Origin of the sequence: Macrococcus capreoli, assembly GCF_025628935.1 — a bacterium.
Classification (GTDB): Bacteria; Bacillota; Bacilli; order Staphylococcales; family Staphylococcaceae; genus Macrococcoides; species Macrococcoides capreoli.
Window position 1 is genome coordinate 160,605 of the sequence record NZ_JAOTIS010000003.1, and the last position, 21,275, is coordinate 181,879.

General features: G+C 35.2%; 24 protein-coding genes. 3 read left to right on the forward strand and 21 right to left on the reverse strand.

The features are described from left to right. Nucleotides 1–4 precede the first annotated feature (4 nt). Complete coding sequence (locus OCL94_RS03735; RefSeq protein ID WP_262994708.1) at nt 5–1,333, reverse strand: DEAD/DEAH box helicase; 1,329 nt, start codon at nt 1,331–1,333, stop codon at nt 5–7. 145 nt (nt 1,334–1,478) lie between these two features. Here OCL94_RS03735 and OCL94_RS03740 point away from each other — a divergent pair, with 145 nt between their 5' ends. Both OCL94_RS03740 and OCL94_RS03745 read left to right on the forward strand, forming a co-directional pair. Next, complete coding sequence (locus OCL94_RS03740) at nt 1,479–2,444, forward strand: 4-hydroxy-3-methylbut-2-enyl diphosphate reductase (RefSeq protein ID WP_262994711.1); 966 nt, start codon at nt 1,479–1,481, stop codon at nt 2,442–2,444. 165 nt (nt 2,445–2,609) lie between these two features. After that, complete coding sequence (locus OCL94_RS03745; protein ID WP_262994713.1) at nt 2,610–3,524, forward strand: CAP domain-containing protein; 915 nt, start codon at nt 2,610–2,612, stop codon at nt 3,522–3,524. A gap of 101 nt (nt 3,525–3,625) precedes the next feature. On the opposite strand, the gene OCL94_RS03750 is transcribed toward OCL94_RS03745, so the two are convergent. The 7 genes from OCL94_RS03750 to OCL94_RS03780 all read right to left on the reverse strand — a co-directional run bounded on the left by OCL94_RS03750 (nt 3,626) and on the right by OCL94_RS03780 (nt 10,248). Beyond that, entirely contained in the window at nt 3,626–4,708 is a 1,083-nt protein-coding gene (locus tag OCL94_RS03750) for a Nif3-like dinuclear metal center hexameric protein (protein ID WP_262994715.1), read from the reverse strand. Next, a complete protein-coding gene (locus OCL94_RS03755) occupies nt 4,695–5,384 on the reverse strand; it encodes a tRNA (adenine(22)-N(1))-methyltransferase (RefSeq protein ID WP_262994717.1) in 690 nt (229 codons plus the stop codon). The genes OCL94_RS03750 and OCL94_RS03755 overlap by 14 nt, the downstream gene beginning before the upstream one ends. A gap of 56 nt (nt 5,385–5,440) precedes the next feature. Further along, complete coding sequence (locus OCL94_RS03760; RefSeq protein WP_262994719.1) at nt 5,441–5,794, reverse strand: c-type cytochrome; 354 nt, start codon at nt 5,792–5,794, stop codon at nt 5,441–5,443. Between the two features lie 93 nt (nt 5,795–5,887). After that, the gene (gene rpoD / locus OCL94_RS03765) at nt 5,888–6,988 is read right to left on the reverse strand and encodes an RNA polymerase sigma factor RpoD (protein ID WP_262994721.1); all 1,101 of its coding nucleotides are present in this window, start codon (nt 6,986–6,988) and stop codon (nt 5,888–5,890) included. Between the two features lie 20 nt (nt 6,989–7,008). Beyond that, a complete protein-coding gene (gene dnaG / locus OCL94_RS03770) occupies nt 7,009–8,769 on the reverse strand; it encodes a DNA primase (RefSeq protein ID WP_262994723.1) in 1,761 nt (586 codons plus the stop codon). A 23-nt stretch (nt 8,770–8,792) separates the two neighbouring features. After that, on the reverse strand, nt 8,793–9,602 hold the full coding sequence (locus OCL94_RS03775) for a pyruvate, water dikinase regulatory protein (RefSeq protein WP_262994726.1): 810 nt from the start codon (nt 9,600–9,602) through the stop codon (nt 8,793–8,795). A gap of 13 nt (nt 9,603–9,615) precedes the next feature. Beyond that, on the reverse strand, nt 9,616–10,248 hold the full coding sequence (locus OCL94_RS03780; protein WP_262994780.1) for a helix-turn-helix transcriptional regulator: 633 nt from the start codon (nt 10,246–10,248) through the stop codon (nt 9,616–9,618). Nucleotides 10,249–10,555: 307 nt separating this feature from the next. Here OCL94_RS03780 and OCL94_RS03785 point away from each other — a divergent pair, with 307 nt between their 5' ends. After that, nucleotides 10,556–11,944, forward strand: coding sequence for a glycine--tRNA ligase (locus OCL94_RS03785; protein WP_262994728.1), 1,389 nt, complete (start codon nt 10,556–10,558; stop codon nt 11,942–11,944). A 166-nt stretch (nt 11,945–12,110) separates the two neighbouring features. Here OCL94_RS03785 and recO read toward each other — a convergent pair whose 3' ends face one another. From recO to OCL94_RS03850, 13 genes are all read right to left on the reverse strand, one after another. Next, nucleotides 12,111–12,863: a DNA repair protein RecO gene (gene recO, locus OCL94_RS03790; RefSeq protein WP_262994730.1), complete on the reverse strand. Its 753-nt coding sequence runs from the start codon at nt 12,861–12,863 to the stop codon at nt 12,111–12,113. Then, complete coding sequence (era, locus tag OCL94_RS03795; RefSeq protein ID WP_262994732.1) at nt 12,863–13,765, reverse strand: GTPase Era; 903 nt, start codon at nt 13,763–13,765, stop codon at nt 12,863–12,865. Before era ends, recO begins: the two co-directional genes overlap by 1 nt. Next, on the reverse strand, nt 13,755–14,168 hold the full coding sequence (gene cdd / locus OCL94_RS03800; RefSeq protein ID WP_262994782.1) for a cytidine deaminase: 414 nt from the start codon (nt 14,166–14,168) through the stop codon (nt 13,755–13,757). The genes era and cdd overlap by 11 nt, the downstream gene beginning before the upstream one ends. A gap of 65 nt (nt 14,169–14,233) precedes the next feature. After that, nucleotides 14,234–14,578, reverse strand: a complete 345-nt coding sequence (locus OCL94_RS03805) for a diacylglycerol kinase family protein (RefSeq protein ID WP_262994734.1) — start codon at nt 14,576–14,578, stop codon at nt 14,234–14,236. A 2-nt stretch (nt 14,579–14,580) separates the two neighbouring features. Continuing rightward, nucleotides 14,581–15,045 carry an rRNA maturation RNase YbeY gene (ybeY, locus tag OCL94_RS03810; protein WP_262994736.1) on the reverse strand — a complete coding sequence of 155 codons (465 nt, stop codon included), beginning with the start codon at nt 15,043–15,045 and terminating at the stop codon, nt 14,581–14,583. Further along, entirely contained in the window at nt 15,045–15,989 is a 945-nt protein-coding gene (locus OCL94_RS03815; protein ID WP_262994738.1) for a PhoH family protein, read from the reverse strand. Before OCL94_RS03815 ends, ybeY begins: the two co-directional genes overlap by 1 nt. 70 nt (nt 15,990–16,059) lie before the next feature. After that, entirely contained in the window at nt 16,060–16,500 is a 441-nt protein-coding gene (locus OCL94_RS03820; RefSeq protein WP_262994740.1) for a hypothetical protein, read from the reverse strand. A gap of 76 nt (nt 16,501–16,576) precedes the next feature. Then, nucleotides 16,577–17,176, reverse strand: a complete 600-nt coding sequence (locus OCL94_RS03825; RefSeq protein ID WP_262994742.1) for a BAR domain-containing protein — start codon at nt 17,174–17,176, stop codon at nt 16,577–16,579. 11 nt (nt 17,177–17,187) lie between these two features. After that, nucleotides 17,188–18,180 (reverse strand): flotillin-like protein FloA, encoded by a 993-nt coding sequence (gene floA, locus OCL94_RS03830; protein WP_262994744.1) that lies wholly within the window; start codon nt 18,178–18,180, stop codon nt 17,188–17,190. A gap of 31 nt (nt 18,181–18,211) precedes the next feature. Further along, complete coding sequence (locus OCL94_RS03835; protein ID WP_262994746.1) at nt 18,212–18,841, reverse strand: NfeD family protein; 630 nt, start codon at nt 18,839–18,841, stop codon at nt 18,212–18,214. A 227-nt stretch (nt 18,842–19,068) separates the two neighbouring features. Then, a complete protein-coding gene (gene rpsU, locus OCL94_RS03840) occupies nt 19,069–19,245 on the reverse strand; it encodes a 30S ribosomal protein S21 (protein ID WP_041636032.1) in 177 nt (58 codons plus the stop codon). Nucleotides 19,246–19,362: 117 nt separating this feature from the next. Next, a complete protein-coding gene (mtaB, locus tag OCL94_RS03845; RefSeq protein WP_262994748.1) occupies nt 19,363–20,718 on the reverse strand; it encodes a tRNA (N(6)-L-threonylcarbamoyladenosine(37)-C(2))-methylthiotransferase MtaB in 1,356 nt (451 codons plus the stop codon). A 189-nt stretch (nt 20,719–20,907) separates the two neighbouring features. Continuing rightward, nucleotides 20,908–21,117 (reverse strand): polymorphic toxin-type HINT domain-containing protein, encoded by a 210-nt coding sequence (locus tag OCL94_RS03850; protein ID WP_262994750.1) that lies wholly within the window; start codon nt 21,115–21,117, stop codon nt 20,908–20,910. Between the last annotated feature and the right edge of the window lie 158 nt (nt 21,118–21,275).

A 21,275-nucleotide genomic window follows, 5' to 3' on the forward strand; every position in this document is an offset into this window, starting at 1 on the left:
TAACCTACCTTTTTTTATTTTCTCTATTTGTACGTTTTGAATGGGCTTTCTTCTCGTTACGTTTTAACTTATCTAATTCATAACGGAATTTCTTTTTATAGCCTGGTTTTACTTTTTTCTTGCCTTTTAGTTTATGTTTTAAGTTTTGCTCGATATTATCTTCTTTTTTCGTTCTTGACTGGCGTTGAGTTCTATCCTTGATTTCAACTAATTCACCATTTTTCACATCACTATGGATAAAGCTAAAACCACGTTTCTCAATTTGGTTAATTAAATCTTCTTCATCAGGCGTATAAATTGTAATCGCAACTCCTGTATAGTTTCCGCGTCCTGTACGACCAACACGATGTGTAAAGAAGGCAATGTCACGTGGGATATCGTAGTTAATCACGTGACTTACACCATCGATATCAATCCCGCGACTCGCAAGATCACTTGCTACAACATACTGGAATTCCAGATTTTTAACACGTTTCATTTGCTGCGTACGCTCACGTGGTGCAAGTCCACCATGAATAACACCGACTTTTAACCCTTGATCTTGTAAATATTCAGCAACTTCGTCAGCACGTTCACGACTATTAGCAAAAATAATCGCTAAATACGGATTAATCGTAGACATAATCTTTGTTAATTGTTCTTTACGGTCATTACTTTTTGTCGGTACTAAATAAAAAGTAATATTCTTATTTGTCTTTGCATCAGGTTCAATTTCAATGAACTCTGGTTTAGATAAATATTTGTTTAAAAACGGATGTAAGGCTTTCGGTATCGTTGCAGAGAAAACTGCTATTTGTGCTTCACGAGATACGTTTGCTGCAATCTTATCAACAGTAGGTAAGAATCCTAAGTCAATCATTAAATCCGCTTCATCAATAACAACAGCTCTCGCTAAATGGATATGCAATACGTTTTCTTCAGCTAAATCTTTAATACGATTCGGTGTACCTATTACAATTTGAGGCTGAACTTTTGATTTTTGAATATCTTTATTCTTGTCTGTTCCACCAATATAAAGCCCTGCTTTAATTCCTTCAGTAACCGAAATTAAGTGTTCAGCAGCATCATATAATTGCTTCGCTAGTTCACGTGTAGGTGCTAAAATAATAATTTGTGGATGCTGTACGTCAACATCGATTTTATTAATTAATGGTAGTAAAAATGCATGTGATTTTCCTGTACCTGTTTGTGATTGTCCAATTAAGTGTGTTTCTTTTTTTAATTTTGGAATTACTCTTCTTTGGATTTCTGTGGGCTGGTTGAAATTTAAATCTTCCACCGCTTCTACTAAATATGGTGCAAGTTCAAATAACTCAAATGGGTGTTTGTCCATCATAATCCTCCTTTTATGTTCATCTAATGTATTATATAGGAAAGATTACGAAAAAGAAAGCAAACAATTCATAAATTAAATTATTCTTAAGACGCATTAAAGTTTGTTATACTATGTATGAAGTATAAAGCTAGGAGGAAGTTCCATGGAAATCATAAAAATTACACCGCGTGGTTATTGTTATGGTGTTGTAGATGCAATGGTCATTGCACGCAACGCTTCTTTAGATAAAACATTACCACGTCCAATATATATATTAGGCATGATAGTACACAATAAACATGTGACGGATGCCTTTGAAAGTGATGGCATTATCACATTAGATGGTCCGAACCGATTGGAAATTTTAGAAAAAATTGATCATGGTACTGTCATCTTCACAGCGCATGGTGTAAGCCCTGAAGTGAAACGCCGTGCAAAGGAAAAAGGACTAGTATGTATCGATGCTACATGTCCCGATGTTGAAAATACCCATGCGCTTATTCGCACAAAAAAAGCGGAAGGCTATCATGTGATTTATATCGGTAAAAAAGGACATCCCGAACCAGAAGGTGCTGTTGGTGTTGCGCCCGATATCGTCCATTTAGTTGAAAATATGCAGGACGTTGAAAATTTAGATCCAGCGTTAAAAGATAATAAATTAATTGTTACGAATCAAACGACGATGAGCCAGTGGGATGTTAAGCATTTAATGGATGAGCTTGAGAAAAAGTATCCTCATATTGAAGTGCATAAAGAAATTTGTTTAGCAACCCAGGTGAGACAAGAAGCAGTCGCAGAACAAGCTAGTCAAGCTGATGTATTGATTGTTGTAGGTGACCCAAAAAGTAATAACTCTAATCGGTTAGCACAAGTTTCTAAAGAAATTGCACATACGGAAGCCTATCGTATATCAGATATTAGCGAATTAAAGCTTGAATGGATTCAAGGGAAATCAACTGTAGCTGTTACTGCCGGTGCATCAACACCAACACCAATTGTTAAAGAAGTCATTGATTACATTAAAGCATTTGACCCGTTAAACATTCAGCCAATACCTGAAAAATCTGGAGTACCAACTGAAAAAATATTACCTAAAATTAAAAATGCAACACCTGTGACTATTCTTTAATCATTGAATTCAAGACAAAACGAAATGCTTTTGTCTTGAATTTTTTTGCACAAAATTTCATCCTATAAATTAAAAAGCATAAAAGGAGACATTACTTTTAATAATGTCTCCTTTTATAATAGAATTGTAAAAAGGGTGTATTATTATGCAAAAGGGATGATAAAAATGAGAATAGTCAAAAAATTAATCGTTTCAAGTATCGGTTTATTGTTAGCGTCTTCACCTAATATTATAGCGATAACGTCTATCACACCGATGAATCTCGAATTGCCACAGAAGAATGTTGTATTTGCCAAAACAGTAACTAAGTTACCAACGAGCTATTATAAATATGCAGATGGAAGATTTAATACAGACACATTAGATGCTTCTTTATCTTATAAACGTAATATTAAGCTTTGGACAAATGACATCGTTGATCGTGTTATTATTAGAACTAATGTATCATTTGAAAATGCTGCGAAAGCAAGTGATACTGTTGCTTATCGAAATGCATTAAATCCGGGTTTAAGAAATCAAGTTGTTCTAAGAAGATCGGGTATGCGACCGATGGTTTATCCAATGAAACTAAACTATGAAGCGCAAACAGAATTCAATATCGGCATACTTATTGATATTAAAAAGTTAAACAAAGAAATGATTAACCTCGTCAACAAAGAACGTAAAACAAAAAGGCTTAAACCTTTAAAATATGACGCACGTGTGTATGAAGGTGCATTATTACGTTCAAACGAACTTGCAGCATACGGACACATTAATATAAATGGCAAATCTCATGTACGACCAAATTTCGAACGTTTTAATACCGCATTTGAAAGAATTCCTAATTCAATATACAAAGTTGGCGAAAACACAGCGATGAACTTTTATCGCGGCAACCCTTATGAACTCGTTTCTGAGAAATATATGGCTGAAAAATTTTTAAATCAATGGAAAGCTTCACCCGGTCACTATAAAAATATGATGCGTCCAGATTATAAATATATGGCTGTTTCAATTAAAGCTAATCATTTTAACGAAATTGAATTAGGGCGATACACTTATTTCTTTGCCGTTCAAGGATTTAGCAGAGCATATTAAACCTTATCCTTTTATTACACATAAAAGGCATAAAATATTAAAAATAATATACAATAAAAACCCGAACGAATTTTCCTTTAAAAATTCATTCGGGTTTTATTTTAATATACATTAAATGGATTTGTATTCACTGACGATGCGATAACAGGTACGTCTATTAAAGCATCGAGTAAGCGTTTAAGTCCTTCTTTCATTACACATTCACTATAGTGTGTAATGTCAATTGCCGGAAGTTGCATCATCATTAAATCATGCGCTTCATGATATTTAATATCACCTGTTAATAAGACATCAACTTTATTTTGAACGTCTTTCATATAACTGACACCTGCTCCTCCGATGATACCGACTGTTGAAATACGCTGATCTTCGCCTATCCATTTTACAACATCAAGTGATAACTTTGCTTTGGCTAATTGCGCCAATTCGCTAAGCATCATTGGTTGTGGGAGATGCGCTTTAACTCCTGTACCATATTGCGCTGGTAAAGTAAACGTCAATATTTCATATGCAGGTGTTTCGTAAGGATGATATTGATGAATAACTTCAATTATCTGTTGCTTTAAACGAGGTTCAAACACACATTCAACTTTCAATTCTTCTTCAACATGTACTTCGTTGATATTTCCTACAAAAGGTTGTGCATTTTCAAGAGGACGAAACTCTCCATGACCTTTTGACGAATAGAAACAATGGTCATAATCCCCTATCTTTCCTGCACCTGCTGCTGCTAATTTTTCTTTTAAACCTTGTGCATGATGATTCGGTACATAAATTTGTAGCTTACACAACTCTGTTTGGTCAGGCAATAATATTTCAATATTGTTTAGTTCAAGTTGATTGGCTATCATTGCACTCACACCTTTTGGATGTGCATCCAGATTCGTATGTAGCGCAATTAAATTTATTTCATTTTTTATTAAGGCATGAATGATTTCGCCATAACCATGATTTTGAATTGCCTTGATTCCACTAAAGATAAGCGGATGATGGCAAATGATCGTATTAACATTTTGTTCTATTGCTTCAGTTACAACTGCCATCGTACAATCAAGCGCCGTTAATATACCCGTCACTTCTCTTTCTGTATCACCAATTAGTAATCCAACATTATCCCATGATTCCGCTGTATGCATAGGTATTTCATTATTAATGATAGACATTAACGTATTAATCTTCATCATACAACACCTCTTTTAAGATTGTAATTTCTTTTGAGATTTGTTCATATTTTGAGGCATGCTGTGCTTCATGTTCAATCGCATTTTGCACGTTTAATAAATGTCTATATTCTCTTGTCCACTTTTCTTTAAACACATCATTTTTCTCTTGTATTAATAACGGACCAAATTTTAATGCTTTATCATCATACTGCAATGGTACATTCGCTTTTTCTGCTACAATAATTTCATACGTGTGCTTCTTTTCTTTCAGAATTTCTTCAGCAATAATTTCATAACCTAACGTAACTAAAGCGCTTCGAACAGCTTCGCTATGAATATTACTTTGCAATATCAGTCTTGGATAATTTTGTAGTTTATCTTTTCCAGAGGTAATAATTTCAGCGATTAACGGGCCTCCCATGCCACAAATCGTAATAACATCAACTTCTCCACGATCTATTACTTCCAGCCCATTTCCAAGTCTGACGTCAATCGCATGCTGTGCATTGTATTTTGCAACATTTTGAACAGCTGCGTCAAATGGGCCTTTCACTACTTCCCCAGCAATCGCACGTTGTATAAGTCCTTTTTCGAGTGCATATAAAGGTAAATAAGCATGATCAGAGCCTATATCGGCTAAACTTGTGTGTTGAATATATTGTGCTACAGTCTTCAATCTTTGATTTAATGGTATCATCTTTTATCCTTTCAAAAAAAAATCTTTTGCACATGGCAAAAGATTTTAATTGTTATTTATTTTGCTCCATCTTTTAAATACTTAACTAACGTATCTAAGTCTTTATCAGAGATTTTTGAAGCATCATGAGCAGGCATTGCGCCTTTACCTTCACGGATTGTTTTCTTTAAAGCATCAGCTGGCTTAGAGTTCCCAGCTAATTTAGGTCCCATAGCACCTTCTAAATTTTGACCGTGACATGATGTACAGTTATCTTTAGCAAAAGTTTTAGCATCAAACTTTTGTTCAGTCTTAGCTCCGCCTTCACCTTTTTCGTCTCCTTTATTAGCACCATGTGATGCCATGAAGAAGATTAAGCCTACGCCCATAAGCATAATAAGTAAAAACGGAATTACTGGATTACGATTCATTCAATTTACCTCCCTTTAATTTCACCATATACATATCTATTTTATATTAAAAATAGTGATTGTCAAAGACTTTTCACAATTTAAATTGATATTTTAATCCATGAAATCTTTTAAACGTTTGCTTCTTGAAGGATGACGTAATTTTCGTAATGCTTTCGCTTCAATTTGACGAATACGCTCTCGTGTTACACCAAAGACTTTACCTACTTCTTCAAGCGTACGTGTGCGGCCATCATCTAATCCAAAACGGAGTCTTAATACGTTCTCTTCTCTATCCGTTAAAGTGTCTAATACATCTTCAAGCTGTTCTTTTAATAATTCATATGCCGCATGATCTGCCGGACTTTGAGCATCCTGATCTTCGATAAAGTCACCTAAATGACTATCATCTTCTTCACCTATTGGTGTTTCTAATGACACAGGTTCTTGTGCAATTTTTAAAATTTCACGTACTTTTTCAGGTGGTAAATCCATTTCCTCACCAATCTCTTCTGGAGATGGATCACGTCCTAAATCTTGTAATAATTGACGTTGTACACGAATTAATTTATTAATTGTTTCAACCATATGCACAGGAATACGAATCGTTCTTGCCTGGTCAGCAATCGCACGCGTGATTGCTTGTCTAATCCACCATGTCGCATACGTAGAAAACTTAAACCCTTTCGTAAAGTCAAACTTCTCTACTGCTTTAATAAGCCCCATATTACCTTCCTGAATTAAATCAAGAAATAGCATACCACGGCCAACATAACGTTTCGCAATACTTACAACAAGACGTAAATTTGCCTCAGCAAGTCGCGCTTTCGCTTCCTGATCCCCTTGTTCAATACGTTTTGCGAGTTCGATTTCTTCCTCAGCACTTAATAAATTAACACGTCCAATTTCTTTTAAATACATACGGACTGGGTCGTTAATCTTTACACCTGGAGGCGCCGATAAGTCATTTAAATTAATTTTATCATCTGTATCGTTTGCATCTTTTTCATTAATTAATGTAATATCATTTTCAGCAATTGCTTCAAAGAATTCATCCATATGGTCTGAATCCATTTCGAAATTTTGTAATTTATCAGCTATTTCTTCATGACTTAAGTGACCATTCTTTTTACCTGTTTCAATAAGCTGTGCTTTCACTTGATCTAACGTAAGTAATTCTGTTAATTTTGCTGCTTTTTTATTATTTGTGGCCATTATTAAACCTCCCAGAATGTCTAGTGCCTTTTTGAGCGTTGATACTGAATAATTTCTCTTGCAATTTTGTCTCTTCGTTCGATATCTCCTGTAGCAATAGCTTCTTTTAAATGTTGTTTCAACTGATTAAGATGCGTGAGCTGGTATTGTTCCTCATTGAACACATACACATAATCATTTATTTCATCTGTCGTTGGTTCAGAATTTACAAGTAAGCTATCTATAGACATGCATACTTCATGTATTTCATGCGGTATCTGCGCTATAAACTGGCTGAGATTAAATTGTTCTTCATTCAAGTAATACCCTTTTAAAGCTTCATAAATCACACGATGATATGCATTGGAGAAATGTTTCGCAGGAATGATTGCTTGAAATTGATCAAATAAATATTTATCTGTCATAAAATGTTTCAGCACAACACGTTCAGCCGTCTCAATTTTATTAAATGTCTCTTGTTTTATCCCTACATTCGCTTGATTGATCGGTCGCTGCTTTTGATTTTTTTGTACTTGATATTTTAGACTGTCAAAATCTACTTTAAACAAATCACTTGCTTCATGCAATACTTTTTTCTGTAAAACATCGGAATTCATAAGTTTAGCATCTTGAATGACATTATTCAAATGTTTTTCATATGCTAAATCATTATTTTTAATCTCAGATACATAATGTTGCATGTAAAAACTTAAATAATTGATTTTATTTGTTTGAAAATATTCTAAAAATTGTGTTGCACCGATATCGCGAATCATTTCATCCGGATCTTTTCCTTTATGAATCGGCACGACAAAAACGTTTAATCCTTCTGTTAGTAATGACTTTCCAACTTTTAAAGTGGCTTCAATCCCCGCACGATCTCCGTCATACATTAGCGTAATGTTTTGTGCGAGTTTCTTCAGCGTAAGGATATGCTCTCTACTTAAAGCAGTCCCCATCGTTGCAATCGCGTTATGAATACCCACTTCACCAAGCTTTAATACATCCATAAAACCTTCTAACAATATTACTTCATCTGCTTCACGTATCGGCTTACGCGCAACATCCAGATGGTATAGTATATTACGCTTTTGGAATACTGGTGTTTCCGGACTATTTAAATACTTCGGTTCACTACCATCATAACTTCTTGCTGAAAATCCAACCGTATCGCCACGTGCATTGTGAATCGGAAACATGATACGATTTCTAAAACGGTCGAAATAACTGAAATTATCTTCATTACGACTCAGTAAACCCGCTTCATACGCTAACGCTTCATCGTAACCACGTTTCTTTAAAAAATCCAGCGCAAAATGACTGACATTTGGACTGAATCCAATTTTCTCCTGTGCAATCATTTCATCAGTAATCCCACGTTGATGTAAGTAATGAAGCGCAGGTTCTGCTTCCTCAATCGCTTTTAACACGTAATGATAATATTCCTGCAATAAATTATGCATGTCAATCATCTTCGTTTGATCATTGTCCACAACAGGTGCATCTTCTGGTGTATCTATTTTTATATCTACATTTTCACCAAGTATTTTTACAGCTTCAATAAATGAAACATTTTCTATTTGCTCAATAAATTGAAACACATTGCCACCTTTTTTGCATCCAAAACAATGACAAATTTGTTTATCTACAGATACTGAGAACGAAGGTGTTTTTTCATCATGAAAGGGACATAAACCAATATAGTTACGTCCCCTTTTCTCTAATTTAACATATTGACTCACAACATCTAATATGTCGTTTTTTTCTCTTATTTCATTGATAATTTTTGGATCGATTTGCAAACTTTCACCTCATCATACCCACATTAATTTTTTGTAATCAACTTAATGATTTCATTCGCTGTTTCTTCAATTGCTTTATTCGATACGTCGATGACTTCACAATTGATGCGTGCAACGATTTCTTCAAAATATTTCAATTCTTCTAATATACGTTGATCCTTCGCATAATTTGCATCGTTTTTTAACCCAAGTTGCGCTAAACGCTCGATGCGGATTTTATTTAATTTTTCAGGATCAATTTTTAGTGCGATACATTTCTTAGGATCAATTTCAAACAGTTGATCTGGTGGATCAACTTCAGGCACTAGCGGGACATTCATAACTTTGAAACGTTTATGTGCAAGATATTGACTCAACGGTGTTTTAGATGTTCGTGATACACCAATTAATACGATATCCGCTTTCGTTAATCCGCGTGGGTCACGGCCGTCGTCATATTTCACTGCAAATTCAATTGCCTCAATCTTCTTGAAATAATCTTCATCTAATTTATGTACCATACCCGGTTCATTTAAAGGCTTTTCTTCTAAAGATGCTTCAAGTAATTGCATTAACGGACCCATTAAATCTACACTTTTAATATTATGTTGCGTTAGTTGTGCCTGCATATATTCACGCACTTTCGGTTTGACCAGTGTATATACAACAATTGACGTTTGCTCGGATGCTAAACTAATCACTTCATTGATATTCTCTTCCGTTTCGATATAAGGTAAACGAATCGTATCAACAACATTATTTAACATATTAAATTGTGAGATACATGCTTTCGTAACGAGTTCAGCCGTTTCTCCTACTGAATCTGATGCGATAATTAATCTAATTTCATTCATAAATCAATGCTCCTTATTCGTCTTCGATTAGAGAAACAAATGCTCTCGTTATTGTTGTTTTGCTGATTCGCCCTGTTACTTCGTAATGTCCATCCTTTTCAATAACGACAGGAATAGAATCAATTTGTTTATCGATAATTTGTTTCGCAGCATAAAATAATAAATCATCTTTATAACATACAGAAACATTCGGGACACGGGTCATGTAAACATGGATTGGTGTCGTATGAATTTCCTGTCCTCCCATAGATGCGCGTAATAAATCTTTCCTTGAACATACACCAACAAGATGATTATCTTTATTTGTAACAAATAATGTACCCACATCATCTAAAAACATGGCACATATTGCTTCATAAGTGCTTGAATCTTCATGTATTACAATAGGGACCGATTGAAAATCTTTTACTCGAAATTTCTTAATTGATTCTGATAATAGTTGTGTACTTGATTTACCCGTATAAAAATAACCAACACGTGGTCTCGCATCTAAATATCCTGCCATCGTAAGAATTGCAAGATCAGGTCTTAACGTTGCACGTGTTAAGCTTAGTTTCTCAGCAATTTTTTCACCTGTGATGGGGCCATTATTTTTTACAATTTGTAAAATCTTCTCTTGTCGTTTATTTAATTCTATGACAATCACCCCATTAGTAGACATAGTTTATTAATTTTATTATAACGATATCATGTTATTTTTACAAATGTATCGCTTTACAATTGAGCTTTATGAGATTCCATGTTATATTTTATATAAGCGAGTTAAGGATGGTGTAAGCTTAACAAGAATGATTATTTGGCGAATGTATTATCAAATGAATAAATTAGAGCGAGTAAACACTAATTTGGGTGGAACCGCGGGTATATATACTCGTCCCAAGGCAAAATATTGCCTTGGGGCTTTTTATATACCAATTTTTATGTTTACTCAATAATAAATGGAGGACATCATTATGACAGAAAACAAAATGGAAACAATCGTTAACCTTGCAAAACACCGTGGATTTGTATTCCCTGGTAGTGAAATTTACGGAGGCCTTGCCAACACTTGGGATTACGGCCCGCTAGGTGTTGAATTAAAAAACAACGTAAAACGTGCTTGGTGGCAAAAATTTGTGCAACAATCACCTTATAACGTTGGATTAGATGCAGCGATCTTAATGAACCCTAAAACATGGGATGCAAGTGGACATTTATCAAACTTTAATGACCCTATGATAGATAACAAAGACTCTAAAATCCGTTACCGTGCGGATAAATTAATCGAAGATTATATGCATGCCCAAGGGGATGAACACTTTATCGCTGATGGCATGAGTTTTGAAGAAATGAAACAATTTATCGACGAAAAAGGTATCGTATGTCCTGAATCAGGGACTGCAAACTGGACAGATATTCGTCAGTTCAACTTAATGTTTAAAACATTCCAAGGTGTTACAGAATCATCAACAAATGAAATCTTCTTACGCCCTGAAACAGCACAAGGTATTTTCGTTAACTATAAAAATGTACAACGTTCTATGCGCAAAAAATTACCGTTTGGTATCGCTCAAGTAGGTAAATCATTCCGTAATGAAATTACGCCAGGTAACTTCATCTTCCGTACGCGTGAATTTGAACAAATGGAATTAGAATTCTTCTGTAAACCAGGGACAGAAATGGAATGGCAAACATATTGGAAAGAGTTTGCTGAAAAATGGTTAAAAGACTTAGGTGTTAAACCTGAGAACATGAAATTACGCGACCATGATGAAGATGAATTATCGCATTATTCTAATGCAACGACTGACATTGAATATAAATTCCCGTTTGGCTGGGGTGAACTATGGGGTATTGCAAGCCGTACAGATTTCGACTTAAATGCACATATGAACGCCTCTGGTGATGATTTCAAATATCATGATCAGGAAACTGGTGAAAAGTATGTTCCTTATGTTATTGAACCTTCATTAGGCGCGGACCGTGTAACATTAGCATTCTTATGCGATGCGTATGACGAAGAAGCATTAGAAGGCGATGATAAACGTACAGTATTACGTTTCCACCCTGCTTTAGCACCATACAAAGCGGCCATCTTACCATTAAGCAAGAAATTATCAGCTGATGCGATGAAAGTATACGAAGAGTTAAGCGCATACTTTGCAATTGATTTTGATGAAAGCCAATCTATCGGTAAACGTTACCGTCGCCAAGACGAAATCGGTACACCATTCTGTATTACATTTGACTTCGATTCATTAGAAGACAACCAGGTAACAGTACGTGACCGTGACACGATGGAACAAGTGCGTATGCCAATTAGTGAAGTTAAAGGTTTCTTAGAGGAAAAGATTAAGTTCTAAGGAGAGTCTGTTTTCATTACGCTTAGGTCCGAAATAATTAGAAGCAATCCCTTCGAGATCGCTCTTTAATTTCGAAGGGATTGGTGAAATTTGACGAGGATCTGCATTGAAAATACCGTTTAAAAGAGGCAAGGACAAGTGTGTCACACTTTGTTCTTGCCTCTTTTTATTGTGAATTCATATTATTCAGTTGTTCAATAATCTTACGAGATTTCAAATAAACCCCGATAAACTCATCATACATTTTAAAAACTAAACTTTCCATTTCCGACACTAACGCTACACTGATCTTCATCCCACTCACCTTTTCAAGCGGCACTTCATCTAATAAATACAACATATACAAAGCTTTATTCGACATGCGAATCGCATGTGGGTCTTCTTCTAATCCAAAGTGCGTTATCACACTATTATATTTAAATGAATACGCAACAAAGTCTTTATGGTCCATCGCACCATCATGCGCGCTATATTTAAAGTTAGGTTCATAACCATATAATGGCATCATCTTTAATGATACAAATAACGCGATAAGTGCTTCATTATCACCTATGGATATTCTATCTAGCCCAAACTTCAATAACTGATACACTAATTTATTCGTTGCATCATCATCCAGTCCTCTATCAATCAATTCAACGATATATTGAGCATAGGACAAACGCATTATGTCACTTCTTATCGGATAATGGCTTTCGATCGTATCGACAGAACTTAATGTTCCCATCCCTTTAAATTGTGAGAAGATAAATAAGTTTTCATAAAATAAATCGAGTCCCGCACCGAACTTTGTTGATTTACGAGCATTTCTCGCCATTACTGCCACTTTCACGCCCGCTTCATTTAAAAAGGTGATAATCAAATGATTATCACCATATTCAACTCTCTTGATAACAATACCAACAGACTTTTTAAGCATTAATATTCATCTTCTCTATAGCCAATCTGGCGAATAAAGTTAGGTTTATTTCTCCAGTCTTTTTGAACTTTTACCCATAGTTCTAAATAGACTTTCGAACCTAATAGCATTTCAATATCTTTACGTGCATTTTGTCCAATTTGCTTTAACATTGAACCTTTCTTTCCGATAATGATACCCTTTTGAGAATCACGTTCGATATAAATCGTCGCTTCAATATCCACTTGGTCTTCGGATACACGCGTCATCTTTTCAACTTGAACACCGATAGCATGTGGAATTTCCTGGCTTGTTAAATGCAATGCTTTCTCACGGATGAGTTCAGCAACGATAAATTCTTCCGGATGGTCAGAGATCGTATCTTTCGGATAGTACATTGGTCCTTCAGGCATATAGCCTTCAATAACTTCAACTAAATGATCGACATTATTACCTTGTAGTGCTGAAATCGGTACAACTTCTGCAAATGGTAATAAATCTTTATACTTTTCAATTTCTTTAATTAACTGATCCGGATGGATTTTGTCGATTTTATTCAATACGAGAAAGATCGGTGTGCGATTTGACTTTAATAATTCAATAATAAATTCATCTCCACGTCCTAAACTTTCTTCAACATTCACCATAAACATAATGGCATCAACTTCACGCAATGTATTTTTGGCTATTTTCATCATATAGTCGCCTAACACATGTTTCGGCTTATGAATCCCTGGTGTATCAATGAAAATAATTTGCGATTGTTCCGTCGTTAATATTCCTTGTACTTTATTACGCGTTGTTTGTGCTTTATCTGACATAATCGCAACTTTTTGTCCTAATACTTTGTTCATAAATGTAGATTTCCCTACATTAGGTCGGCCAATAATCGCGACAAAGCCTGATTTAAATTTATTTGACATCTTCTAAATCCCTTCCAGAAAATCCTAATGGTAATAAATCATCTACCGTACGTTCAATCACATCGCCACGAACATTCGTTAAAAAGACTGGCATGTCATCTTCACACATTTCTTTAATGACCTGGCGACATGAACCACATGGTGATGATGGTGTTTCCGTATCCGTAGTAATGACTAATGCTTTAAAATCACAAGGTTTATACCCTGCAGCAATCGCAGAAACAAAAGCAGTTCGTTCAGCACAAATTGTATCACCATATGCTGCATTCTCAACGTTACAACCATTAAATGTCGTACCGTCTTTACATATTAAATAAGCGCCTACTTTAAACTTTGAATAAGGTGCGTATGCATTGTTGCGTGCGTTTAATACGCCTTCAAACCATTGTTTTTCCATAGCAATCTCTCTTTTCATTTAAATTTGGTCTCATTATTTTAATTCAAATTAATGCTTTGCGCTATAAATATTTAAAATAATTTTATAACATGTGGCAAAAATATGATCAAACCAATAATTGCACTCATAATAGAAGCTAAAACAACAGCAAATGCAGCAGTATCTTTCGCGTGTTTCGCTAATTCATGATAATCTTCAGTGACTAAATCAACAACATATTCAACGGACGTATTAATGACTTCCATAAATAATACTGAAAATATTGCCACAACAATAAAGAGCCATTCTGTTCTGCTAATATTTAATACGTACGCACAACAAACTACGATGAATGCAGCAATTAAATGTAATACAAAATTTTTATCTTTTTTTATTAAGGTTATAAAGCCATGCCACGGATAAATAAAGCGCTTCATCGTTAAGCTCTCGTCAAACCGTATGCATTTAATATTTCGTCCTGACGACCAAACATTTTCTTTTCGTCTGCTTCATTCATATGATCATAACCAAGTAAATGCAATAAACCATGTACACTTAAAAACCCTAATTCACGTTCAAACGAATGACCATATTCTTCTGCTTGTTCTTCAGCACGTTTAACGCAAATAATAATATCTCCTAGCACTCGTGGTTCATCTGGCATTTCAAAGTCTTCATCTTCACCTTCTTCTAACGCAAAGCTAATGACGTCAGTAACACTATCTTTATTACGATACGTTTTATTAATTTGCTGTATTTCTGCTTCATCTACAAATGAAACCGCAACTTCTGCCTCTTCTTCAATTCCTTCTTCAGCTGCAGCGAACTGAAGTAACTTTTCAATTTCGTCTAAATGTTGAGACGCGATTAAATTTGCATCATCGATAAAATCAACAGTTAACATTATTCGTCCCCCTCGTATGCATTGATAATTTTCCCTACTAATGGATGGCGTACGACGTCTGCCGCATCAAAATGATGAATGGCAATGCCACTTACTTTACCAAGTCGTTGTATCGCTTCGATTAGACCACTTTTAACACCTTTCGGCAAATCAATTTGCGTTTCATCACCAGTGATAACCATTTTAGAACCAAAACCGAGACGCGTTAGAAACATTTTCATCTGGGCATGTGTTGTATTCTGTGCTTCATCCAGAATTACGAAAGCATCTTCTAACGTACGACCACGCATATAAGCTAACGGCGCAATTTCAATGACACCGCGTTCCATTAAACGTGCTGTATGCTCGGCACCTAAGACGAAATGTAAACCATCATATAAAGGACGTAAATAAGGATCGACCTTCTCCTTTAAATCGCCCGGTAAAAATCCTAGTGATTCCCCCGCTTCAACTGCAGGACGTGTTAACACAATCCTTTTAACCTTACCATTACGGAGTGCTTGCGCCGCCATAACAACAGCAAGAAACGTCTTACCAGTTCCAGCCGGTCCAATCCCAAATACTAAATCATGATGTTTAATGTGACGTACGTATAAGCGTTGTCCCATCGTCTTTGAACGAATCGGCTTACCAAAAGCATCTTTCGTAATCTCTTCATCATATAAATCACTTAAATATTGTAATGTTCCATTCTCCGCCATCTGAACTGCAGATTGAACATCTCTCAAAGAAATATTGGTACCTTTACGTATTACTGATAATAAACTCATCACCACACGCTCAGCAACGCTGACTTTCTCCTCATCACCGTAAATCGTGAGTTCCTGGCCACGTGTATGAATCTCAACATCAAAACTTGTTTCTAAAAACTTTAAATGTTCATCCTGGTTGCCAAGCAATGCCTGGGCTTCGTTAATATTGTCAAAGCGGATTAATTGCGACATTCAAAAACTCCTTTAATATAGCGTTTATTTAAATGTATCAAACAACGGAATAACAAACAATTAATTCATACTATAGTGTGTCATTCATTAGCGGCGGGACGATTGGATGTTCAGGTTGATTCATGTGCTCACGATCCATATTCTGAACAATAATATCCGGATTAATCTTAAGTAAATGCTGAATAAATTGCTTCGTTAATACCGGTTTAAGCACAAGTTTATATTGTTTACCTACGATTTCAGTAAAGATTTCACCATTAGTTGATGCAATATTAATATATTTTATCGACATAATGTTAATAACTTTACGGTCAAACCCTTTAATAACGATTAATGTTTTACATTCTATAATATAGTGCTCATATATCACTAAATAAATTAATACACAGCCTAACACCGATGAGGCAACGCCACTCAATATTGGATTCAATAAAACAGCGATACAGACTAAACTGATCACAAATGCGACGAAAACTTTCTGAATAACATTGATATTACTTTTATATTTCATAATATCACCCAGTTCCATTTTATCAAAAATTCAAAAAAAGCACTATGATACGCTAAATATTGCGTATCATAATGCTTTAACGTCGTGCTTTTGGCGACCCTAAAATTTCACTAAAAATAATGCCCTTTAAAGTGCTATCCGGAGTGAAGTCCACAAGCGAACTTGCACGATCAATATCTTCTTCCATACGTATCATATTGATACGATTCATTTTTTGTCGTGGTGACAAATGAGGATCCGCTTCAATCTTCGCAATACGTTCTGATAATGAAAGCATTTCTTTCGCATGTAATTTTTCTTCAAATGCCTGAATTTTCTTCGCCGCTGAACGTTCAATCGGACGCTTTTCATCTTTTAATGCAGCAGCTGCATGTTTTACTTTTTGTGTAGCTTTTTTGCTCTGTTTCGCATTTTTCGGCTGACGTTCTAAACGTTTTTCAACTTCTTTTAATTTTGCTTCCGGATTATTTTTTAATGCATTAATTTCTTTTTCTAAAGTGCCAACCGATTGTTGCATTTGTTTGTATATTGACTGCACTTCTTCATATACTTTTGAAGATTTACCTGCTTTATCATTTGAAGTTTCTTTTGATTTATCTTTATTATTTTTCTCAATCAATGAAGAGACAAGGCTTATGATAGAGAAAATAATAAAGATGATAAAACCAACATTCATCTAATCACCCTTTATTTTTTAGGCGTTTCACTATTGTTTGGATCAGTCATTTTATTAATTGCATTTCTCATACCTGTATCAGATTCTATATTTTTTAAGTTATAGTAATCCATTACGCCAATATTACCTGATTTTAATGCTTGTGCCATCGCTAAAGGTACTTCTGCTTCCGCTTCGACTACTTTCGCTCTCATTTCCTGAACTTTCGCTTTCATTTCTTGTTCTTGAGCTACGGCCATCGCGCGACGCTCTTCTGCTTTCGCTTGCGCAATATTTTTATCTGCTAATGCTTGTTCAGTCTGAAGATCGGCACCAATGTTCTTACCGATATCTACATCAGCGATATCAATCGATAGAATTTCGAATGCTGTACCACTATCCAACCCTTTACCTAATACAGTTTGAGAAATCATGTCCGGATTTTCCAGGACAGAAGTATGTGAAGCACTTGACCCGATTGTAGAAACAATCCCTTCACCAACACGGGCTACGATGGTTTCTTCACCCGCACCACCGACTAAACGCTCGATATTTGCACGAACAGTGATTCTTGCTTTCGCTTTCACTTCAATACCGTTCATCGCAACACCTGCAATAAAAGGCGTTTCGATTACTTTCGGGTTAACCGACATTTGAACAGCTTCTAACACGTCACGACCAGCAAGGTCAATCGCTGCACCACGTTCGAATGGTAAGTTAATGTCAGCACGTTGTGCAGCAATAATCGCGTCAACGACTCTATCAACATTACCACCAGCTAAGTAATGAGATTCTAATTGATTTGTTGTTAAGTGTAATCCTGCTTTATGCGCTTTAATTAACGGGTCGATAACACGACGTGGTGACACACGACGTAAACGCATACCAACTAATGTACCAATCCCAACTTTAACCCCTGCTGCTAATGCTGAAATCCATAAGCCTACAGGAACAAATGAAAATAAAATCATTAAGAAAATAAGTACAATAAATGCGATAATGCCAATTGTAATTAATCCAGACACATTAGTCACTCCTTCAATTCTTTTTTAATTATTAAATTTCTTTTACGACAACACGTGTTCCTTCTACTTCAATAATGCGGACTTGCTGCTCACGTTTAATAAAAGCACCATCACTGACAGCGTCGATACGTTGGCCTTCATGGATAATAATACCTGAAGGACGTAGCTCCGTTAACGTCGTCGCTGTTTGATTCAACAAATAACTTCGATCATCATGAGATGTGTAACCAGATTCTTTGCTTGTAGAATCGTAAAGCACTACTTTAGAGAAAATAGGAATAGATTTCTTCAATACTTTCACTAAAATGACCCATTCTATGATGGCGATGATAATACATATCGTAACAAAGAAACCCATTTTCGAAATATTATCGCCAATTAATAAGAAACTCGTGATAATACATCCTGTACCCAGTAAACCAAGAATGGCACCCACAACAAATAACTCTAATACTACAAGTGTAATACCACCAATAAACAAAATAATCGATAGTGCTTCCATCTGGTTATTGTAAAGATTTAATCCCAGAAAACAAATGGCAGCAATACTACAAACGATGCCTGAAAAGCGAAAGCCTGGTGAATATAATTGCCATAATCCTGTTGAAACCATAATAATCATGAGCAACAATATTACACCGTCATATAAGTTAATATCCAATCAAACACCTCCTTACTCACATTATAACCGATAATCATTTATATAAATTAATTGTGCAATAGATTTAAGGTAAATTTAAGGTAAGCGACAATTTTCATTGCACTTTTTCAATGAATACGCCATTTACCCCATTTCAATACGCTCAAGTCTATTACATTTATATACAAAAAAACACATCACGATATTGTGATGTGTTTATCTATAAATAATATTTGAGGGAGCAATTATTATTTAAATTTGCGTTTACGCGCTGCTTCTGATTTCTTTTTACGTTTAACACTTGGTTTTTCGTAGAACTCACGTTTACGAACTTCTTGAATCGTACCATTTTTAGAAACAGTACGTTTGAAACGACGTAAAGCATCTTCGATTGATTCGTTTTTACGAACTACAGTTTTAGACATTTAATTTCCCTCCCTCCAAATATCAACGGAACATATTAAACATAGATTTATTTAGATAAATATTTCTATGTACTAAAACATTATAATAGATAATACTTTCCCGGTCAACACTCATTTTTAATTTACAGTGAGTTCCTTATTTTCAGCCGTTTTTTTATATAAATTAGGTATCACTTTAACGAATTGACCTTTATTTAATGGATAACCCGCTTCAGTAATTTTCACTTTCACAAGTTCGCCAATTAAGCTTTCATCTGCTTCAAATTGAACTTTTAAATAATTATCAGTATAACCCACTAACATATTCTCACTGCTTGCTTTTTCTTCAGGTATCACTTCGAGTACATCCCCTTCAAAACGACTAGCATATGCTTTAGCAAGTTGATCTGAAAGATTAATTAATCGATGGACACGTTCATTCTTCACATCTTCATCAATCTGGTCTGTCATACGTGCTGCTGGTGTTCCAGTACGCATTGAATAAGGGAAGACATGAAGTTCTGAGAAACCATGTGCCAGAATAAAGTCATATGTTTCCTGGAATTCTTCTTCAGTTTCACCAGGGAATCCAACGATGACATCACTTGTTACCGCTAATCCTGGCATGATTGCATGTAACTTTCTTAAACGTTCTGAGAAATGTTCCATCGTATATTTACGACGCATACGTTTTAATACAGTATCACTGCCTGATTGAAGCGGAATGTGTAGATGGCGAACGACTTTTTCGCTTTGATCAATCACATCGATTACTTCATCGGTTAATTGACTTGCTTCAATAGAAGAAATACGAATGCGTTTCAGACCATCAATTGTTTCTAAATCACGTAATAATTGCGCTAAATTGTAATCCTTTAAATCTTCACCATATCCACCAGTATGGATACCTGTTAGAACGATTTCCTGGTAACCAGATTGAACAAGTTGCGTTGCTTGACGAACGACTTCCTTTGGATCACGGGAACGCATTAAACCACGTGCCCATGGAATAATACAGAATGTACAGAAGTTGTTACATCCTTCCTGAATCTTAAGCGATGCTCTAGTACGATCTGTAAAGTAAGGTACATCTAATTCCTCGTATGTACGGTTCTTCATGATATTTGTAACACCATTGATAGGTTGACGTTCAGCACGAAATTGTTCAATATACGGAAGCATCTTATGGCGATCTTGTGTACCTACGACAATGTCTACGCCTGCAATATCCATAATTTCTGCTGATGAAGTTTGTGCATAACACCCTGTGACACAAATTACAGCTTCGGGATTGCGACGAATTGCACGACGAATCACTTGTCGACTCTTCTTATCTCCAGTATTTGTTACTGTACATGTATTGATAACATAAACATCTGCATTTGTTTCGAAATCCACACGTTCGTAGTCAGCTTCTTTAAATAATTGCCAAATCGCTTCTGTTTCATAATGGTTTACTTTACAACCTAACGTATGAAATGCAACTGTTGACATATGTTCACCTCATTTATAATTCTTTGCATTATATAAAAATAACATGAATAGTAATAAGTTTCAATGTCATAATCAGCAATTATTCAATAAATAGCTTTCAATGATTCTATTTGTTTCGTGATCATTTTAGAATATTTAATTTAGTTTCTATTTTAATAATCTAATATTTTAAATAAAAATATAAAGTCGTTATGATTCAATAAATATGAGGGTAATTGTAGTGATGACATCTGCTTGTTTACTGAACGTTTCAGTGACTGACTTGTAGCTAACATACCCAGTTTCCATGCATCGAGATAAAACTTCATCTCCGACTTGAATCGCTTCAATCGGTTTTAAACCAAACTTAGTTTGTACTAAAGTTCCCGCCACGAAACAGTTCTTAATAAGATTCAACATATTCTTGCTTTAACATCTGTCATTCTACTTCTTAGTATAATCCCTAATTCTTCTCGTGTTAAACGAAACACAGGCTTATCAAACATATTCACATGTAAATGTTCACCAACAAGTTTAGTATATTCTAAGTTGTTAAACGCATGTAAATGGCGGTTATT

Excerpts from the sequence above, each read along its gene's own strand:
- OCL94_RS03735 (WP_262994708.1), bottom strand. The coding sequence starts at position 1,333 with ATGGACAAACACCCATTTGAGTTATTTGAACTTGCACCATATTTAGTA.
- OCL94_RS03740 (WP_262994711.1), top strand. The coding sequence starts at position 1,479 with ATGGAAATCATAAAAATTACACCGCGTGGTTATTGTTATGGTGTTGTA.
- OCL94_RS03745 (WP_262994713.1), top strand. The coding sequence starts at position 2,610 with ATGAGAATAGTCAAAAAATTAATCGTTTCAAGTATCGGTTTATTGTTA.
- OCL94_RS03750 (WP_262994715.1), bottom strand. The coding sequence starts at position 4,708 with ATGATGAAGATTAATACGTTAATGTCTATCATTAATAATGAAATACCT.
- OCL94_RS03755 (WP_262994717.1), bottom strand. The coding sequence starts at position 5,384 with ATGATACCATTAAATCAAAGATTGAAGACTGTAGCACAATATATTCAA.
- OCL94_RS03760 (WP_262994719.1), bottom strand. The coding sequence starts at position 5,794 with ATGAATCGTAATCCAGTAATTCCGTTTTTACTTATTATGCTTATGGGC.
- rpoD (WP_262994721.1), bottom strand. The coding sequence starts at position 6,988 with ATGGCCACAAATAATAAAAAAGCAGCAAAATTAACAGAATTACTTACG.
- OCL94_RS03775 (WP_262994726.1), bottom strand. The coding sequence starts at position 9,602 with ATGAATGAAATTAGATTAATTATCGCATCAGATTCAGTAGGAGAAACG.
- OCL94_RS03785 (WP_262994728.1), top strand. The coding sequence starts at position 10,556 with ATGACAGAAAACAAAATGGAAACAATCGTTAACCTTGCAAAACACCGT.
- recO (WP_262994730.1), bottom strand. The coding sequence starts at position 12,863 with ATGCTTAAAAAGTCTGTTGGTATTGTTATCAAGAGAGTTGAATATGGT.
- era (WP_262994732.1), bottom strand. The coding sequence starts at position 13,765 with ATGTCAAATAAATTTAAATCAGGCTTTGTCGCGATTATTGGCCGACCT.
- OCL94_RS03805 (WP_262994734.1), bottom strand. The coding sequence starts at position 14,578 with ATGAAGCGCTTTATTTATCCGTGGCATGGCTTTATAACCTTAATAAAA.
- ybeY (WP_262994736.1), bottom strand. The coding sequence starts at position 15,045 with ATGTTAACTGTTGATTTTATCGATGATGCAAATTTAATCGCGTCTCAA.
- OCL94_RS03815 (WP_262994738.1), bottom strand. The coding sequence starts at position 15,989 with ATGTCGCAATTAATCCGCTTTGACAATATTAACGAAGCCCAGGCATTG.
- OCL94_RS03820 (WP_262994740.1), bottom strand. The coding sequence starts at position 16,500 with ATGAAATATAAAAGTAATATCAATGTTATTCAGAAAGTTTTCGTCGCA.
- OCL94_RS03825 (WP_262994742.1), bottom strand. The coding sequence starts at position 17,176 with ATGAATGTTGGTTTTATCATCTTTATTATTTTCTCTATCATAAGCCTT.
- rpsU (WP_041636032.1), bottom strand. The coding sequence starts at position 19,245 with ATGTCTAAAACTGTAGTTCGTAAAAACGAATCAATCGAAGATGCTTTA.
- mtaB (WP_262994748.1), bottom strand. The coding sequence starts at position 20,718 with ATGTCAACAGTTGCATTTCATACGTTAGGTTGTAAAGTAAACCATTAT.
- OCL94_RS03850 (WP_262994750.1), bottom strand. The coding sequence starts at position 21,117 with ATGTTGAATCTTATTAAGAACTGTTTCGTGGCGGGAACTTTAGTACAA.